This is a genomic window from Streptomyces sp. NPDC048185, from assembly GCF_043202495.1.
Lineage (GTDB): Bacteria > Actinomycetota > Actinomycetes > Streptomycetales > Streptomycetaceae > Streptomyces.
This window is the reverse complement of sequence record NZ_JBIDAN010000001.1, coordinates 201,027-215,699: the sequence shown is the minus strand read 5'-3', so window position 1 is coordinate 215,699 and position 14,673 is coordinate 201,027. Positions and strand designations below refer to the sequence as shown.

Below are 14,673 nucleotides of genomic sequence, written 5' to 3'. Positions count from 1 at the left end.
GCGTCGGCGGCTACGCGCTCACCGGGCGCGACCACGTCGGCGTCGTGCCCGTCAGGCGGCACAGCGCCAGGTACAGCGGGATGGGCGGGGTGTAGGGGACCGTGCCGTCCGGCCGGTGTATCAGGCCGGGGACCGCCGGGGCGTCGGGGACGACCGCGCCGGCGGCGTACCGCGCCGGGGCCGGCCACTCCAGGGCGTAGTCGGAGTCGGACGGGACGATCCACCACCAGTGGGCCTCGTCGGCGTAGACGCATCCCACGCGTGGCAGCCGGGGCAGCACCAGAGGGCCGAAGCGTGCGGGCACCGCCACCGCGTCGCAGCCCAGCGGGGCCGTCATGCCGTCCGGCACGGGCAGGCGCCGGGGCGTTCCGGGCTCGCGCAGCGCGCGCTGCAGGCGGACCAGGGTGTCCAGGCCGAGCGGGCGGCTGCCGGACGGAGCCCTCATAGCCATTCGGTCCCCGTTCCGCGGTGTGCCTCTCGGTGGTGTGCCTCCGCCTCGCCGCCGCCGTCGTCGCCGGCGTCGTCGGCGGGTCCCGGCTTCGGGCGGGCGCCCCAGCCCAGGTCGTTGCGGGGCTCGGACGGGTCGCGCGGCGTGTCGGCCTTGCGTGGCAGTTCGGCCCAGACCAGCAGTCCGGGCCCGTTCTCGTGGGCGCCCCAGGCGTCGCACAGGGCGTCGACGAGGAGGAGTCCCCGGCCGTGCTCGTCGTCGGGCCGCTGCCCGTCCGACGGGTGCGGCTGGCCGGGCGCGCATCCCTCGTCGTGCACGGCTATGCGCACCAGCTCGTCGCCGTCGTGCAGCTCGCACACGATGTGCCGGCTCGCGGTGTGCACGATCGCGTTGGTCACCAGCTCGGAGACCACCAGGGCCGCGGTGTCGCAGGTGTCCTCGCACACCGACCAGCCGTTCAGCCGGGCCCGTGTCAGGCGTCTGGCCTGCGCGGGTGAACCCGGATGTGCGGCCAGCTCGAAGCGGAACCGGCGCTCGGCGGCGGCGGCCCCCGCGGGGCCGGCTCCCCTCGCGGTGCCGAGGCCCGGCGGGGCCGCGACGGCGTCTGTTCCTAAGGGCGCGGACGGAATCACGCTTGCCACTATCGCCCCGCCATGAACACTTGGCAAGTGTCACTCTGAAAATTGCAGAGTGCTGTGTGACGGTCCGGGCGGCCGTGGCACACTGCTTCGCAACAGCACGTCGAGCGGCGCCACTTCAGATCACCGAAGGTCTGCCCAGGCTTTCGAATAGGTCTTCGAATGGCGCCGCCGGGCTGTCCGCGCACATCGCGGCCGGCCCGTCGATGATCGCGGGGTCGCCGGTTCGGGGACCATCGGATCACGGGACGGTTCAGGACTCTTCGTGGAGGTGGGGCGGTGAGCGAGCCGCGGTCCGCGCCGACGGTCGGCCAGGTCGTCCTCGGCCGACGCCTGCTGGACCTGCGCGAACGCGCGGGGCTCAAGCGCGAGGAAGCCGCCCGGATCCTGCGTGTGGCCCCCGCGACGGTGCGCCGCATGGAGATGGCCGAGGTCGCCCTCAAGATCCCGTACCTCCAGCTGCTGCTGAAGGCCTACGGCATCGGTGACGAGGAGGCCGAGGTCTTCGTCCAGCTGGCCGAGGACGCGAACAAACCCGGGTGGTGGCAGCGCTTCCACGACATCCTTCCGGGATGGTTCTCCATGTACGTCAGCCTGGAGGGCGCGGCCGCGCTGATTCGCTCCTACGAGCCCCACTTCGTCCCCGGGCTGCTGCAGACCGAGGACTACGCGCGCGGCGTGCTCCGCTCGGGCGCCATCGGCCAGACCCGGCCCGACGACATCGAGCGCCATGTCGCCCTGCGCATGCAACGCCAAGACCTGCTCACCCGTGAGGACGCGCCCCGGCTGTGGGTCGTCATGGACGAGACCGCGCTGCGCCGCCCGGTCGGCGGTCCGGAGGTGATGCGTGCCCAGATCGACAGACTGCTCGACGCCGCGAAGCTGCCCAACGTGACGCTGCAGATCGCCCCGTTCGCGAACGGGCCGCATCCCGGCACGTACGGGCCCTTCGTGCTGTTCCGATTCGCCGTGCCGGAACTGCCGGACATGGTCTACAGCGAGTACCTGACCGGCGCCGTCTACCTCGACGCGCGCGCCGAGGTGGCGACCCACCTCGAGGTCATGGACCGCATGGCGGCCCAGGCCGCCACGGCACATCGCACGAAGGAGATCCTCCGGGATCTCCGCAAGGAGCTGTGAATGAACCGCATCAAGTCCCAGCCATCGCCACGCGGCCGCGCCGAGCGGATCTACAACGGCATGCCCGCCCGCGAGCTGGGCAGCGAGGGCTGGCACAAACCGTGGAGCGGCGGCAACGGCGGCAACTGCCTGGAGGCGATGAAGCTCGCCGACGGCCGCATAGCCGTACGGCAGTCCACCGACCCCGACGGACCGGCGCTGATCTACACCTCCGCCGAGATGACCGCCTTCATCGAGGGGGCCAAGGCGGGAGAGGCGGACTTCCTGCTGTCCTGAACCGCGCACCATTGTTGATGATGTTTCTTCCTAAGCTGTTTGGCACTGAGTCGATCACTTGTCGCTGCGAGAACCCCACACCGTGGAGCGCGCCATGACCGGGCAGGACGACGGGGTCGTCCCGGGCTACGGGGCGGTGGCCCGCAAGCCGTGACCGCGGGCGGGGACGGCCCGACGGGGGAGCGGGGACCGTCGGGGTTCAGGCCGTCATCGGACGGTCGTACGGGCCGATCGGCGCGGGCAGCCGTGTGCTGCCGCCCGACAGGTGCCGGTCGACGGCGGCCGCCACCGACCGTCCCTCGGCGATCGCCCACACGATGAGCGACTGCCCGCGGGCGGCGTCCCCGGCGGCGAAGACCCCGGGGACGTTGGTGGCGAAGTCCTCGCCGCGGGCGATCGTGCCCCGGCGCTCCAGCTCCAGCCCCAGCCCGTCGACGAGCCCGTCCGTCCGGTCGGGTCCGGAGAAGCCGAGGGCGAGCAGCACCAGGTCGGCGGGGAGCGTCCGTTCGGTACCCGGCAGTGGACGGCGTCCGGCGTCCACCCCGACCAGGTGCAGCGAGCGCACGTGCCCCTGCGCGTCGCCGGTGAGGCGGAGCGTGGACGCCGCGAACAGCCGCGCGTCCGCGTCCGCCGCCGGTGCCGACCGCAGGTGGCGTGCCTCCTCGTGGGCGACCGACAACCGGTAGAGCTTCGGATACGTCGGCCAGGGCTCCGCCTCCTCGTCGCGTGCCGCACCCGGCTGGGCGTAGATGTCCAGCTGGGTCACGGACGCGGCCCCGTCCCGCACCGCCGTGCCCAGGCAGTCGGCGCCGGTGTCACCGCCGCCGACGATCACCACGTGCCGCCCGGCGGCGGACAGCGGGGAGGCCACCAGGTCCCCCTCGCACACGCGGTTGGCCAGCGGCAGGTACTCCATCGCCTGGTGCACCCCGGCCAGCTCCCGGCCCGGTACGGGCAGTTCGCGCCAGACGGTCGCCCCGGTGGCGATCACGAGCACGTCGTAGCGGGCCCGCAGCTCCGCCGCGTCGGCGTCCCGCCCGACCGCCGTCGACGTCCGGAACTTCGTGCCCTCGGCCCGCATCTGCTCGATGCGGCGCTCCAGATGCCGCTTCTCCATCTTGAACGCGGGGATGCCGTACCGCATGAGCCCGCCGATCCGGTCGTCCCGCTCGTAGACGGCGACCGTGTGCCCGGCCCGGGTCAGCTGCTGGGCGGCCGCGAGCCCGGCGGGCCCCGACCCGATCACCGCCACCGTCCGCCCGGACAGCCGGTCCGGCGGGTGCGGGGAGGTGAACCCCTCCTCCCACGCCCGGTCCGCGATGGCGCACTCCACGTTCTTGATGGTCACCGCCGGCTGGTTGATGGCGAGCACGCACCCCGCCTCGCACGGCGCCGGACACAACCGGCCCGTGAACTCGGGGAAGTTGTTCGTGGCGTGCAGCCGGTCGCTCGCCGCCCGCCAGTCCGCGCGGGAGACCAGTTCGTTCCACTCGGGGATCAGGTTGCCGAGGGGGCAGGCCTCGTGGCAGAAGGGCACACCGCAGTCCATGCACCGGTCGGCCTGCGGACCGATCAGGGGAAGCAGCGCGCCGGGGACGTACACCTCGTCCCAGTCCCGCACCCGTTCCCCGGCGGGCCTGCGGGGCCAGTCCTCGCGGGGCGTGGTCAAGAATCCCTTGGGGTCGGCCATGGCCGTCTTCCTTGCGTGCGGGCTGGCAGGCCGGGCGTCGCCGGGCGACGCTCTTGCCGTCACGATACGTCCGCCCGCCGCCGCCCGCAGAGCGCCGGACCGGGCCCCGGGCGCCGGCCCTCCCGTCAACCCGCCCGGCCCTCTTCGCACCGGGCCGCCGCAGGTCCCGCGCTGCGCCGGCGCTCAGGCGAGGGCAAGCACGTACGCCACCGCCGCCGCGGCCGATGCGGCCGTGCGGACGTGGTTCCACGCGGTCCACTCGCGCACGTACGCGGCCCAGTGGCCGGCCGCCTCCGCCGAATCCGGCTCCAGCCGGAGCAGCGCCGCGTTGCGCGGCACGTTCGCCGCCACGGTGACCCCGAACGCCCCGAACAGATAGAGCGCGCTGCCCAGCAGCAGCCCCACCGCCCCCTCGTCCGGCCACAGCACGAACGTCACCACCGCGATCACCGCGGAGACCACCGTCGTCCCGAGGAACACGAGCATGAACGCCGGGCGCACCGCGGCCGTGTTGATCGCGTTCATCGCCGCGAGGCCCTGCGCGGGCGGCAGCGCGGCGAGACCCCGCATGACGAACGTCGAGAAGGCGCAGAACACCCCGGCCGCCAGCCCGGCACCGAGCACCCCCAGCACCGCCAGCACGAAGTACGGCCCATTGATCATGTCGCGTCCACTCCCACCCCTCGGGCCGGTGCCCCTCCGGCACCGCCTGCCATCGGTCACCCCCAGTCAACCCCCGCACGGGCACGGTGACCATGGGCGAGCGGCGCTGGACCGTCCGCGGGCGTCCGTACGGGCCCCCACGCGTGCCGGACCGCCGACGGAGCATCATGGGCACGTGCGACTCGAAGCGATCACCTGGGACCGGCTCGGCGACCGGCTCGCCGAGCGCCTGCTCGACCTGACACCGGCCGACGGCAGCCCCTGGCCGCGCGTCGCCTTCGACGGTGCGCCCGCCGCCCGCCCCGGCGACCTCGCGGAACGCGTCGGCGAGGCACTGCGCCTGCGCGGCCGCCCCTCCCTCGTCGTCGGCACGGAGGGCTTCCTGCGGCCCGCCTCCCTCCGCCTGGAGTACGGACATCAGGACGTCGAGGCCTACTACAACGGCTGGCACGACACCGGCGCCCTGTGGCGTGAGGTCTTCGATCCCCTCGGTCCCGGCGGCGACGGACGGGTGCTGCCCGACCTGTGGGACCCGGTGACCGACCGGGCCACCCGCAGCCCCTACGTCCATCTCCCGGCCGGCGGCGTGCTGCTGTTGCACGGACCCTTCCTGCTGCGCCACTGGTTCCCCCTCGACCTCAGCGTCCACGTCGTCCTCACCCCCGGCGCCCTGCGCCGCCGCACCCCCGAGACCGAGCACTGGACCCTCCCGGCCTACGACCGCTACGCCGAGGAGGCCGACCCCGCCGGCACCGCCGACGTCCTGGTGCGCGCCGACGACCCGCGCCACCCGGCGTGGAACGGCTGACCGGACGGCTGCCGTGCCGCCTGCGCAGGAGACCCGTCAGAGCCAGCCGTTGCGCCGGAATCCCCGGTGCAGCACCAGGCACGCGACCGATATGACGCCCAGCACCAGGCCGTAGCCGTACCGCCAGCCCAGCTCCGGCATGTGGTCGAAGTTCATCCCGTACACGCCGCAGACCATCGTCGGCACGGCGACGATCGCGGCCCAGGCGGTGATCTTCCGCATGTCCTCGTTCTGCGCGACCGTGACCTGGGCGAGATGCGCCTGCAGGATCGAGTTGAGGAGTTCGTCGAACGCGGCGATCTGCTCCACGGCCCGCAGCAGATGGTCGGACACGTCACGGAAGTAGGCCTGTATCTCCGGGTCGACCACCCGGGCCGGCCTGGTGGCCAGCTCCTCCAGCGGGCGGCCGAGGGGCACCACCGCCCGCTTCAGCTCGAGGAGTTCACGCTTGAGCTGGTATATCCGCCCGGGGTCGACCCGCGCGCCGTTCTCCGCGAACACGTCGGTCTCGACCTGGTCGATGTCCGCCTGCACCGCCTCGATGACCGACAGGAAGTCGTCGACCACATGGTCGGCGATCGCGTGCAGCACCGCCGACGGCCCCTTGGCGAGCTGCTCGGCGTCGGTCTCGAGTTCCTCGCGCAGCGGGCCGAGCGAGCCGTGCCGGCCGTGCCGCACGGTGATCACGAAGTCCTCGCCGACGAACACCATGATCTCCCCGGTGTTCACCACCTCGCTGGTGGCGGTGAGTTCCTCGTGCTCGACGTAGCAGACCGTCTTGAACACGGCGAAGAGGGTGTCGCCGTACCGCTCCACCTTCGGGCGCTGGTGGGCCTCGATCGCGTCCTCGACCGCCAGCGGGTGCAGATGGAAGAGCTCGGCGATGCCGGCGAACTTCCGGGCCGTCGGTTCGTGCAGACCCAGCCAGAGGAAGCCGTCGCCGTGCGCCCGCATCCGCCGCACGGCGTCGACCGGTTCGTCGTCCGCGGGAGTGCGGACACCGTCCCGGTAGGTCACGCAGTTCACCACCGAGGAACCCAGCGGGGAGCGGGCCGGGTGGCTCAGATCGACGCGCGGGCGCCGCCGGGCCAGCCGCGCCACTCCGCGGAGACCGCCGACCCTGCCGAGAGTCGTCACCTTCCGCAGATTCCCCGCCATCGACATGCCGATCTCCTCGCGTGGGCCCTCTCGCGCCGCGCTTTCCGCGCCGTGGCGCGTCAGTCTGCCAGCTCGGCGGGAACGACGTACGAGCCTGTGGAAACGGGAGATTCCGCTTCGTTCCCGCCTGTGGAGGGCCTGTGGAAAGAGTCCTCGTGCCCCGCTTTCCGTGGACCGGCACCTCGCCGAACTCGCGGTCCGGCTGCATGAACCAATGGCCCCTGGCCCCCCCCCAAACGGTGCGTGCACGACGGCGCGCGTCCGGGCGGGGGCGCCGATCCCGGTGGTCCCGCCGTCAGCCGTCAGCCCCGGCTCGCGGGGGCCTCCCGCCCACCCGCTCGACCGCCACGGCTCCCGCCCGGCACCCAGCCGTCGCCGCGTCCTCGGGTGTCGCACCCGCGATCAGCGCGGCGAGGAACGCGCCCGTGAAGGCGTCGCCGGCGCCCGTACTGTCCCGCGCGGACGCCGGGACGGCGGGGACACGTGCGCACACGGCACCGGACCGGGCCACCAGGGCGCCCTCGCCGCCCTGTTTGGCGATCAGCAGCGGAACGTGCCGGCTCAGCTTGGCCGCGGCGTCCGCGCCGTCGGGCAGCCCGGTGAGCAGACACGCCTCGTCACGGCTGGGCAGCAGGACGTCGACTCCCTCGATCAGCTCCAGGAAACGGTCGACGCCCAGGTCCGTCAGGAAGCCCGCCGACGCCGGGTCCAGGCTCACCGGCACCCCGCGCGCGCGTGCCGCGCCCAAGGCGACCTCCACCAGCGCCCGGCTCGGTTCCGAGAAGAGGAGGTAACCCGACAGGTGCAGCCGGGAGACCCCGTCGAGCAGCGTGTCCGACCAGTCACCGGGCTCCAGGCGCAGCGACGCACCACTGTCCGTCAGGAACGTCCGCTCGGCCGAGGCGCCCGTGTCGACCAGGCAGATCACCGTCCCCGTCGGTGCCGACCGGTCGACGACCAGGAGGGGCCGCACCCCGTGCGCCAGCAGCTCCCGCTCGTGCCAGGCCGCCGCGTCCGCGCCGACCCGCCCCAGCAGCCGCACGTCCCCGCACCCCCCGTACGCGGCCCAGCAGGCCACGTTGGCGCCCGCCCCGCCGGGCAGCCGCCGGATCGACGCGGCCGTGTCCGTGCCGGTGGCCAGCGGGCCCCGGTGCCGGGCGACGACGTCGGTGACGACGTCCCCGACCACCAGCAGCGCACCGCCCGCTGCCGCGGTCATGCGCCGGTCCACGCCGCCGCGACTCGTGCCGCCAGCCGTACGTTGCCGCGCACCGCCGCCAGGTTGGCGCTCAGTGACGCGCCGTCGGTGTGCCGTACCAGGTAGTCCAGCAGGAAGGGGGTGACCGCCTGGCCCGTGACGTTCTCCTCGTCGCACGCGTGCAGCGCGTCGGCGAGTACCCGCGCGTGCAGTGCGGGATCGAGCTGCTCCTCCTCGGGGACGGGATGGGCGACGACGAGTGCCGACTCCGGGCCGCCGAGCGCGTCCTGCGCCCGCATCACCGCCGCCACCTGCCCGGGGGTGTGCAGCGTCCAGTCCACCGGTTGCCCCGAGTCCGACAGGTAGAAGCCCGGGAAGCGGTCCGTGCCGTACCCGGCCACCGCGACCCCCAGCGTCTCCAGCCGCTGCAGGGTCGCCGGCACGTCGAGGATGGACTTCACGCCCGCGCACACCACCGTGATCCGGGTGCGCGCCAGCAGCCCGAGGTCGGCCGACTCGTCCTGCGTCACGGTCCACTCGCGGTGCACGCCTCCCAGCCCGCCGGTCGCGAAGACGCGCACCCCCGCCCGGGCGGCCAGCAGCGCCGTCGCCGACACCGTGGTCGCCCCGCTCGCCCCGGCGGCCAGGGCGAGCGGCAGATCGCGGTGGCCCAGCTTGCGGATGCCGTCCTCGTTCGCGATCCACTCCAGCTGCTCCTTGTCCAGGCCGACGTGCGGCCGCCCGTCCAGCACGGCGATCGTCGCCGGGACGCCGCCCTCCTGCCGCACGGCCTCCTCGAGCTCCCGTGCCACCAGCAGATTCCGTGGGCGCGGCAGCCCGTGCGCGATGATCGTGGACTCCAGGGCCACGACGGGGCGACGCGCGTCGATCGCCTCCCGTACCTCTTCCGACACCACCAGCATCAGCGCCAGCCTCCCCAGTCCGTCGGTTCTCCCTCATCTCTGGCGGTCGGGAGGCCGGGTCAAACCACGGAGTGCGCGGGGCGCGGGCCGGAGCGCCGAGGCCGGATCAGAACAGCGGCTCGGGGAGCACACCCTCCAGCGCGAGCAGCCGCCGCTTGGTGTCCACGCCGCCGCCGAACCCGCCGATGCCGCCGTCGCTCGCCACGACCCGGTGGCACGGCACGACGACCGGCAGCGGGTTGGCCCCCATCGCCGTGCCCACCGCCTGACCGGCCCCGGGCTGCCCCACTCGCCCGGCCAGCTCGCCGTAGCCGACGACCGAGCCGTAGGGCACGCCGGACGCCAGCTCCCGCAGCACCTGCCGGTTGAACCCCGATATCAGCGACCAGTCCAGCGGCAGGTCGAAGTCGTGCCGCTCGCCCGCGAAGTACGCCTCCACCTGCCGTACCGCCTCGGCCAGCAGCGGGGATCCCGGCGCCTCGACGGGCCTGGTGCCCAGCCGGGACGCGAGCCGTTCCAGTGCCCGGTCGCGGACGGCGTCCGTGGCGTGGAAGACGACGTTGACCAGACCGTCGCCGGTCGCGGCCAGCAGCAGCGGGCCGATGCCGGTGCCGACCACGGCCCACACCACCTGCTGCTCGTACTGCCCATGGCTGTCCATGCGCCAACCGTACGGCCCGCCACTGACAGCGCCCGGGGCGGCGGACGCGGGCCGCCCCTCGCCCCGGGCGTCGCGGGTCAGCGGCCGGAGGAGTCCGCCGCCTGCTCCACCGCGTCCCGGACCACGTCGGGCTTGTTGGTGATGACGCCGTCCACCTCGTACCCGGCGACCCGCCGTGCGGTGTCCGCGTCGTCGACCGTCCAGGTGAAGACCTCCATGGTCCGGCCGTGCGGTCCGGTGAAGGTGTGCACGGCGGCCACGTAGCTCTGGGAGACCGAGCCGTAGGAGGGGTTGATCTGGTCGGTGAACCCGGCGTACTCGGGCAGGTCCGCCACGGCCGGGGTGCCCAGGAAGCCGGTCTTGACGGCGGGCTTGAGGCCGTGGACGGTCCGGATGCTGTCCGCGTCGAAGCTCTGGACGATCAGCCGGCCGGCCACGTGCCGCCGGTCCAGCCAGCCCTCGTTGGCGAGGACCTTGAGGGTCTGCTGTTCGATCCCCGGGTAGAGCCCCGGGCTCTTGAGCTCCAGCAGCAGCTTCTGGTGGTGGCGCTCCACCCGGTGCACGTACTGCTCCAGCGTCGGTACGCGCGCGCCCGCGTACTCGGCGCCGAACCAGCTCCCCGCGTCCAGACGGGCGATCTCGGCGGCGGTGAAGTCCTTCACCTTCCAGGGCGCACGGTCCGGGAAGACCTCCTCCACGTCAGTGGTGCGCTGCAGGCTCTCGTCGTGGATGACGACGAGCTCGCCGTCCTTGGTGCGCTGAACGTCGTTCTCCACCCAGCGGATGCCCAGGTCGGCCGCCTTGTCGACGGCGGCCAGCGTGTTCTCCGGCGCGTAGGCGGAGGCGCCCCGGTGGGCGACGACCGTCGGCGCACCGGCATCGGACAGAGTGTCTGCGTGAGAACCGGGGGCCGTGAGGACGACCCCCACGAGCGCGGTGGTCAGGACGGCAACTGCGCGCGCGTGCATGCGTACTCCTCGCGTCTAGCATTCACGGACAGCACCACTGTGACAGCAGAGAGTCAACGAGAGATGGGTGCAGAATGGCCACAGGCTGAATGGAGTTGATCAACTCCGCTCACCGGGGCCGCACAACTGGGGCAAGGGCGTGATTCTTTGCCGGAGAATCGTTCGTCCATTCCGGTGGGAGTCATACTCTCTGCCTCGGCCCTGACCGTTTGTACGGTCCTGGGAAGGGCGCACATCAGGGCATTCCGGGACGTAAAAGGGCGGAAGGGCAGCCGCACATGCAAGGCACGGTCGACGGCTTCAGTTACGGACTCGTCACACCGCTGGTGGCCTACCTCATGGCCTGCTTGGGCGGGGCCCTCGGCCTGCGCTGCACCACCAGGTCGATGCTGGTCACCCGGTCGTGGCGCCCCGCCTGGCTCGCCCTCGGCTCGGCGGCGATCGGCTCCGGGATATGGACCATGCACTTCATCGCGATGATGGGGTTCAGGATCGAACACACGCCGATCCGCTACGACTGGGCGATGACGTTCGCGAGCCTGGCCGTGGCCATCGTCATGGTGGGCGTGGGGACCTTCATCGTCGGCTTCCGGGGCGCGCGGGGAACGGCCCTGTTCACCGGGGGCACGATCACCGGCCTGGGCATCGCCTCGATGCACTACCTGGGAATGGCCGGTATGCGGCTGGACGGGCAGCTGGAGTACAACACGCTCACCGTGGCGGCGTCCGTCGCCATAGCGATGGCCGCCGCCACCGCCGCCCTGTGGGCGGCCGGGCAGGTCCGCGGCTTCGCCTGGAGCCTGGGTGCCAGCCTCGTGATGGGCCTCGCCGTCACCGGGATGCACTACACCGGCATGGCCGCCCTCGACGTCCACGTGCACGGCACGTCCGACCCCGGCACGGGCGGCTCACCGGCCGAGCTGCTCGCCCCCATGCTGATCGGCCCCCTGGCCTTCCTCCTCCTCGCCGGCGCCGTGGTGCTGTTCGACCCGCTGATGGTCATGGGGCGCCCGGCCGGAACGCCCGTCGAGCACAAGCCGGGCATCCCCGCCCACGGCGACCTCCCGCCGAGGGCCCACCGTCCGGCGCCGCACCTCACGCACCACACGCGCCGCCCCCTCGCCCACCGGGGCCCGCGCACCCCGCAGAACCGCTGATCCGGGCCGGTTGTCAGTGCGGGGTCGTACGGTGGATGCCATGCGGCCCGTTTCCCAGATCGAACGCACGGTGGCGCCCTTCGAGGTCGTCAGTCCCTACCAGCCGAGCGGCGACCAGCCCACGGCCATCGCCGACCTCGCCCGGCGCATCGAAGCAGGCGAGAAGGACGTCGTCCTGCTCGGCGCGACCGGCACCGGCAAGTCCGCCACCACCGCGTGGATGATCGAGAAGCTCCAGCGCCCCACCCTCGTGATGGCGCCCAACAAGACCCTGGCCGCCCAGCTGGCGAACGAGTTCCGGGAACTGCTGCCGAACAACGCCGTCGAGTACTTCGTCTCGTACTACGACTACTACCAGCCCGAGGCGTACGTCCCGCAGTCGGACACCTACATCGAGAAGGACTCCTCGATCAACGAGGAGGTGGAGCGCCTGCGCCACTCCGCGACCAACTCGCTGCTCACCCGCCGCGACGTCGTCGTGGTCGCCTCCGTCTCCTGCATCTACGGTCTCGGCACCCCGCAGGAGTACGTCGACCGCATGGTCCCCCTCCGCGTCGGCGAGGAGCACGACCGGGACGAGCTGCTGCGCCGCTTCGTGGACATCCAGTACACGCGCAACGACATGGCCTTCGCCCGAGGCACCTTCCGCGTGCGCGGCGACACCATCGAGATCTTCCCGGTCTACGAGGAGCTCGCCGTCCGCATCGAGATGTTCGGCGACGAGATCGAGGCCCTTTCCACGCTCCACCCGGTCACCGGCGAGATCATCAGCGACGACCAGCAGCTGTACGTCTTCCCGGCCTCCCACTACGTCGCGGGCCCCGAGCGCATGGAGCGGGCGGTCAACGACATCGAGAAGGAGCTGGCCGAGCGCCTGACCGAGCTGGAGAAGCAGGGCAAGCTCCTGGAGGCCCAGCGCCTGCGGATGCGCACCACGTACGACCTCGAGATGCTCCGTCAGATCGGCAGCTGCTCCGGTGTCGAGAACTACTCGATGCACTTCGACGGCCGCTCGCCCGGCTCCCCGCCCAACACCCTGCTGGACTACTTCCCGGACGACTTCCTGCTCGTCATCGACGAGTCGCACGTCACCGTGCCGCAGATCGGTGCCATGTACGAGGGCGACGCATCCCGCAAGCGGACCCTGGTCGACCACGGATTCCGGCTGCCCTCCGCGCTCGACAACCGCCCGCTGAAGTGGGAGGAGTTCCAGGAGCGCATCGGGCAGACCGTGTACCTCTCGGCGACCCCCGGCACCTACGAGCTCTCCCGCTCGGACGGCGCCGTCGAACAGATCATCCGCCCCACCGGCCTCGTCGACCCGGAGGTCGTCGTCAAGCCCACGGAGGGCCAGATCGACGACCTGGTGCACGAGATCCGCAAGCGGACCGAGCAGGACGAGCGCGTCCTCGTCACCACGCTCACCAAGAAGATGGCCGAGGACCTCACCGACTACTTCCTGGAGCTCGGCATCCAGGTCCGCTACCTGCACAGCGACGTCGACACGCTGCGCCGCGTGGAGCTGCTGCGCGAGCTGCGCGCCGGCGAGTACGACGTCCTCGTCGGCATCAACCTCCTGCGTGAGGGCCTCGACCTGCCCGAGGTCTCCCTGGTCGCCATCCTCGACGCGGACAAGGAGGGCTTCCTGCGCTCCGGCACCTCCCTGATCCAGACCATCGGCCGCGCGGCGCGCAATGTCTCCGGCCAGGTCCACATGTACGCCGACAAGATCACCCCGGCGATGGAGAAGGCCATCGACGAGACCAACCGCCGCCGGGAGAAGCAGATCGCCTACAACACGGCGAACGGCATCGATCCGCAGCCCCTCCGCAAGAAGATCAACGACATCGTCGCGCAGATCGCCCGCGAGGACGTCGACACCGAACAGCTCCTCGGCTCGGGGTACCGCCAGTCGAAGGACGGCAAGGCCGCCAAGGCCCCCGTGCCCTCCCTCGGCGGCAAGGCGGCGGCCGGTGCCAAGGCGGCCAAGGGCAGGAAGACGGAGACGGTGCCCACCGACCGCCCCGCGGCGGAGCTCGCCGAGCAGATCGAGGACCTCACCACCCGCATGCGGGCCGCCGCCGCGGACCTCCAGTTCGAGATCGCCGCCCGGCTGCGCGACGAAGTCTCCGAGATGAAGAAGGAACTGCGCCAGATGAAGGAGGCCGGACTGGCCTGACGGCCCGCCCGGCACGCACTGTGTTGCAAGACCGACACAAAGTGCGGCCCTGGGTACGGCACGGTCAGTGGCTCTGCGTAGGGTTCTGGTCAACCGCGGGCGCCGCGGCAACAGGGGACAGTTCGTAGAGGGGAATCAGCGCGTGACCGTCAACATGACCAAGGGTCAGGCCATCAGTCTGCAGAAGAACGACGGCGGCAGCCTGACGTCGGTGCGCATGGGTCTCGGCTGGCAGGCGGCTCCCCGGCGTGGCCTGTTCGGCTCGCGCACCCGGGAGATCGACCTCGACGCCTCCGCCGTCCTGTTCGCCGACAAGCAGCCGGTCGACGTCGTCTTCTTCCGTCACCTGGTGAGCGACGACGGCTCGGTGCGCCACACCGGGGACAACCTGGTAGGCGGCGTCGGCCAGGGCGGCGACGACGAGGCGATCCTCGTCGACCTGCAGCGCGTTCCGGTCCACATCGACCAGATCGTCTTCACCGTGAACTCCTTCACGGGCCAGACGTTCCAGGAGGTCCAGAACGCGTTCTGCCGCCTGGTGGACGAGACCAACGGCCAGGAGCTCGCCCGTTACACGCTGGCCGGCGGCGGCGCCTTCACGGCCCAGATCATGGCCAAGGTGCACCGGGCGGGGCAGGGCTGGTCGATGACCGCCCTCGGCTCCCCGGCCAACGGCCGCACCTTCCAGGACCTGATGCCGGCGATCCTGCCGGTCCTGTAAGGCGGGACACCGGCCCCGCCCGTTCCGCCAGGGACGGGCGGGCGG

General features: G+C 72.2%; 15 protein-coding genes. 6 read left to right on the top strand and 9 right to left on the bottom strand.

Translation table 11 applies throughout. The features are described from left to right. Window positions 1-10: 10 nt before the first annotated feature. On the bottom strand, window positions 11-445 hold the full coding sequence (locus ACGF3H_RS01020; RefSeq protein ID WP_362495323.1) for a hypothetical protein: 435 nt from the start codon (window positions 443-445) through the stop codon (window positions 11-13). Beyond that, the gene (locus ACGF3H_RS01015; RefSeq protein WP_362495326.1) at window positions 442-1,089 is read right to left on the bottom strand and encodes an ATP-binding protein; all 648 of its coding nucleotides are present in this window, start codon (window positions 1,087-1,089) and stop codon (window positions 442-444) included. The genes ACGF3H_RS01020 and ACGF3H_RS01015 overlap by 4 nt, the downstream gene beginning before the upstream one ends. Window positions 1,090-1,365: 276 nt before the next feature. Here ACGF3H_RS01015 and ACGF3H_RS01010 point away from each other — a divergent pair, with 276 nt between their 5' ends. Beyond that, a complete protein-coding gene (locus ACGF3H_RS01010) occupies window positions 1,366-2,226 on the top strand; it encodes a helix-turn-helix transcriptional regulator (protein ID WP_362495328.1) in 861 nt (286 codons plus the stop codon). Beyond that, on the top strand, window positions 2,227-2,502 hold the full coding sequence (locus ACGF3H_RS01005) for a DUF397 domain-containing protein (protein ID WP_161168324.1): 276 nt from the start codon (window positions 2,227-2,229) through the stop codon (window positions 2,500-2,502). Between the two features lie 199 nt (window positions 2,503-2,701). Here the strand turns inward: ACGF3H_RS01005 and ACGF3H_RS01000 are convergent, their stop codons facing one another. Together ACGF3H_RS01000 and ACGF3H_RS00995 are read right to left on the bottom strand one after the other, a co-directional pair. Continuing rightward, window positions 2,702-4,192 carry a glutamate synthase subunit beta gene (locus ACGF3H_RS01000; RefSeq protein WP_362495331.1) on the bottom strand — a complete coding sequence of 497 codons (1,491 nt, stop codon included), beginning with the start codon at window positions 4,190-4,192 and terminating at the stop codon, window positions 2,702-2,704. Between the two features lie 183 nt (window positions 4,193-4,375). After that, the gene (locus ACGF3H_RS00995) at window positions 4,376-4,855 is read right to left on the bottom strand and encodes an anthrone oxygenase family protein (RefSeq protein ID WP_362495333.1); all 480 of its coding nucleotides are present in this window, start codon (window positions 4,853-4,855) and stop codon (window positions 4,376-4,378) included. A 175-nt stretch (window positions 4,856-5,030) separates the two neighbouring features. On the opposite strand from ACGF3H_RS00995, the gene ACGF3H_RS00990 reads away from it, so the two are divergent. Continuing rightward, complete coding sequence (locus ACGF3H_RS00990; protein ID WP_362495336.1) at window positions 5,031-5,663, top strand: uridine kinase; 633 nt, start codon at window positions 5,031-5,033, stop codon at window positions 5,661-5,663. Between the two features lie 36 nt (window positions 5,664-5,699). Here the strand turns inward: ACGF3H_RS00990 and ACGF3H_RS00985 are convergent, their stop codons facing one another. The 5 genes from ACGF3H_RS00985 to ACGF3H_RS00965 all read right to left on the bottom strand — a co-directional run bounded on the left by ACGF3H_RS00985 (window position 5,700) and on the right by ACGF3H_RS00965 (window position 10,571). Then, a complete protein-coding gene (locus tag ACGF3H_RS00985) occupies window positions 5,700-6,827 on the bottom strand; it encodes a magnesium and cobalt transport protein CorA (protein WP_362495338.1) in 1,128 nt (375 codons plus the stop codon). A 289-nt stretch (window positions 6,828-7,116) separates the two neighbouring features. Beyond that, a complete protein-coding gene (locus ACGF3H_RS00980) occupies window positions 7,117-8,040 on the bottom strand; it encodes a sugar kinase (RefSeq protein ID WP_362495341.1) in 924 nt (307 codons plus the stop codon). Next, window positions 8,037-8,945: a pseudouridine-5'-phosphate glycosidase gene (locus ACGF3H_RS00975; protein ID WP_362495485.1), complete on the bottom strand. Its 909-nt coding sequence runs from the start codon at window positions 8,943-8,945 to the stop codon at window positions 8,037-8,039. The genes ACGF3H_RS00980 and ACGF3H_RS00975 overlap by 4 nt, the downstream gene beginning before the upstream one ends. A gap of 103 nt (window positions 8,946-9,048) precedes the next feature. Further along, window positions 9,049-9,603, bottom strand: coding sequence for a methylated-DNA--[protein]-cysteine S-methyltransferase (locus tag ACGF3H_RS00970; protein WP_362495343.1), 555 nt, complete (start codon window positions 9,601-9,603; stop codon window positions 9,049-9,051). 77 nt (window positions 9,604-9,680) lie between these two features. Then, window positions 9,681-10,571 carry a glycerophosphodiester phosphodiesterase family protein gene (locus ACGF3H_RS00965; RefSeq protein WP_362495346.1) on the bottom strand — a complete coding sequence of 297 codons (891 nt, stop codon included), beginning with the start codon at window positions 10,569-10,571 and terminating at the stop codon, window positions 9,681-9,683. A 278-nt stretch (window positions 10,572-10,849) separates the two neighbouring features. On the opposite strand from ACGF3H_RS00965, the gene ACGF3H_RS00960 reads away from it, so the two are divergent. The 3 genes from ACGF3H_RS00960 (at window position 10,850) to ACGF3H_RS00950 (ending at window position 14,628) form a co-directional block, all read left to right on the top strand. Next, window positions 10,850-11,728, top strand: a complete 879-nt coding sequence (locus ACGF3H_RS00960) for an MHYT domain-containing protein (protein ID WP_362495348.1) — start codon at window positions 10,850-10,852, stop codon at window positions 11,726-11,728. A 40-nt stretch (window positions 11,729-11,768) separates the two neighbouring features. Continuing rightward, on the top strand, window positions 11,769-13,907 hold the full coding sequence (gene uvrB / locus ACGF3H_RS00955; RefSeq protein ID WP_362495351.1) for an excinuclease ABC subunit UvrB: 2,139 nt from the start codon (window positions 11,769-11,771) through the stop codon (window positions 13,905-13,907). Window positions 13,908-14,049: 142 nt separating this feature from the next. Beyond that, a complete protein-coding gene (locus ACGF3H_RS00950) occupies window positions 14,050-14,628 on the top strand; it encodes a TerD family protein (protein WP_077798703.1) in 579 nt (192 codons plus the stop codon). Window positions 14,629-14,673 lie beyond the last annotated feature (45 nt).

Bases quoted from the DNA above. Each gene is read 5' to 3' on its own strand.
- ACGF3H_RS00985 (WP_362495338.1), bottom strand. From the start codon at position 6,827: ATGTCGATGGCGGGGAATCTGCGGAAGGTGACGACTCTCGGCAGGGTC.
- ACGF3H_RS00995 (WP_362495333.1), bottom strand. From the start codon at position 4,855: ATGATCAATGGGCCGTACTTCGTGCTGGCGGTGCTGGGGGTGCTCGGT.
- ACGF3H_RS00960 (WP_362495348.1), top strand. From the start codon at position 10,850: ATGCAAGGCACGGTCGACGGCTTCAGTTACGGACTCGTCACACCGCTG.
- ACGF3H_RS00980 (WP_362495341.1), bottom strand. From the start codon at position 8,040: ATGACCGCGGCAGCGGGCGGTGCGCTGCTGGTGGTCGGGGACGTCGTC.
- ACGF3H_RS00970 (WP_362495343.1), bottom strand. From the start codon at position 9,603: ATGGACAGCCATGGGCAGTACGAGCAGCAGGTGGTGTGGGCCGTGGTC.
- ACGF3H_RS01005 (WP_161168324.1), top strand. From the start codon at position 2,227: ATGAACCGCATCAAGTCCCAGCCATCGCCACGCGGCCGCGCCGAGCGG.
- ACGF3H_RS00965 (WP_362495346.1), bottom strand. From the start codon at position 10,571: ATGCACGCGCGCGCAGTTGCCGTCCTGACCACCGCGCTCGTGGGGGTC.
- uvrB (WP_362495351.1), top strand. From the start codon at position 11,769: ATGCGGCCCGTTTCCCAGATCGAACGCACGGTGGCGCCCTTCGAGGTC.
- ACGF3H_RS01000 (WP_362495331.1), bottom strand. From the start codon at position 4,192: ATGGCCGACCCCAAGGGATTCTTGACCACGCCCCGCGAGGACTGGCCC.
- ACGF3H_RS01020 (WP_362495323.1), bottom strand. From the start codon at position 445: ATGAGGGCTCCGTCCGGCAGCCGCCCGCTCGGCCTGGACACCCTGGTC.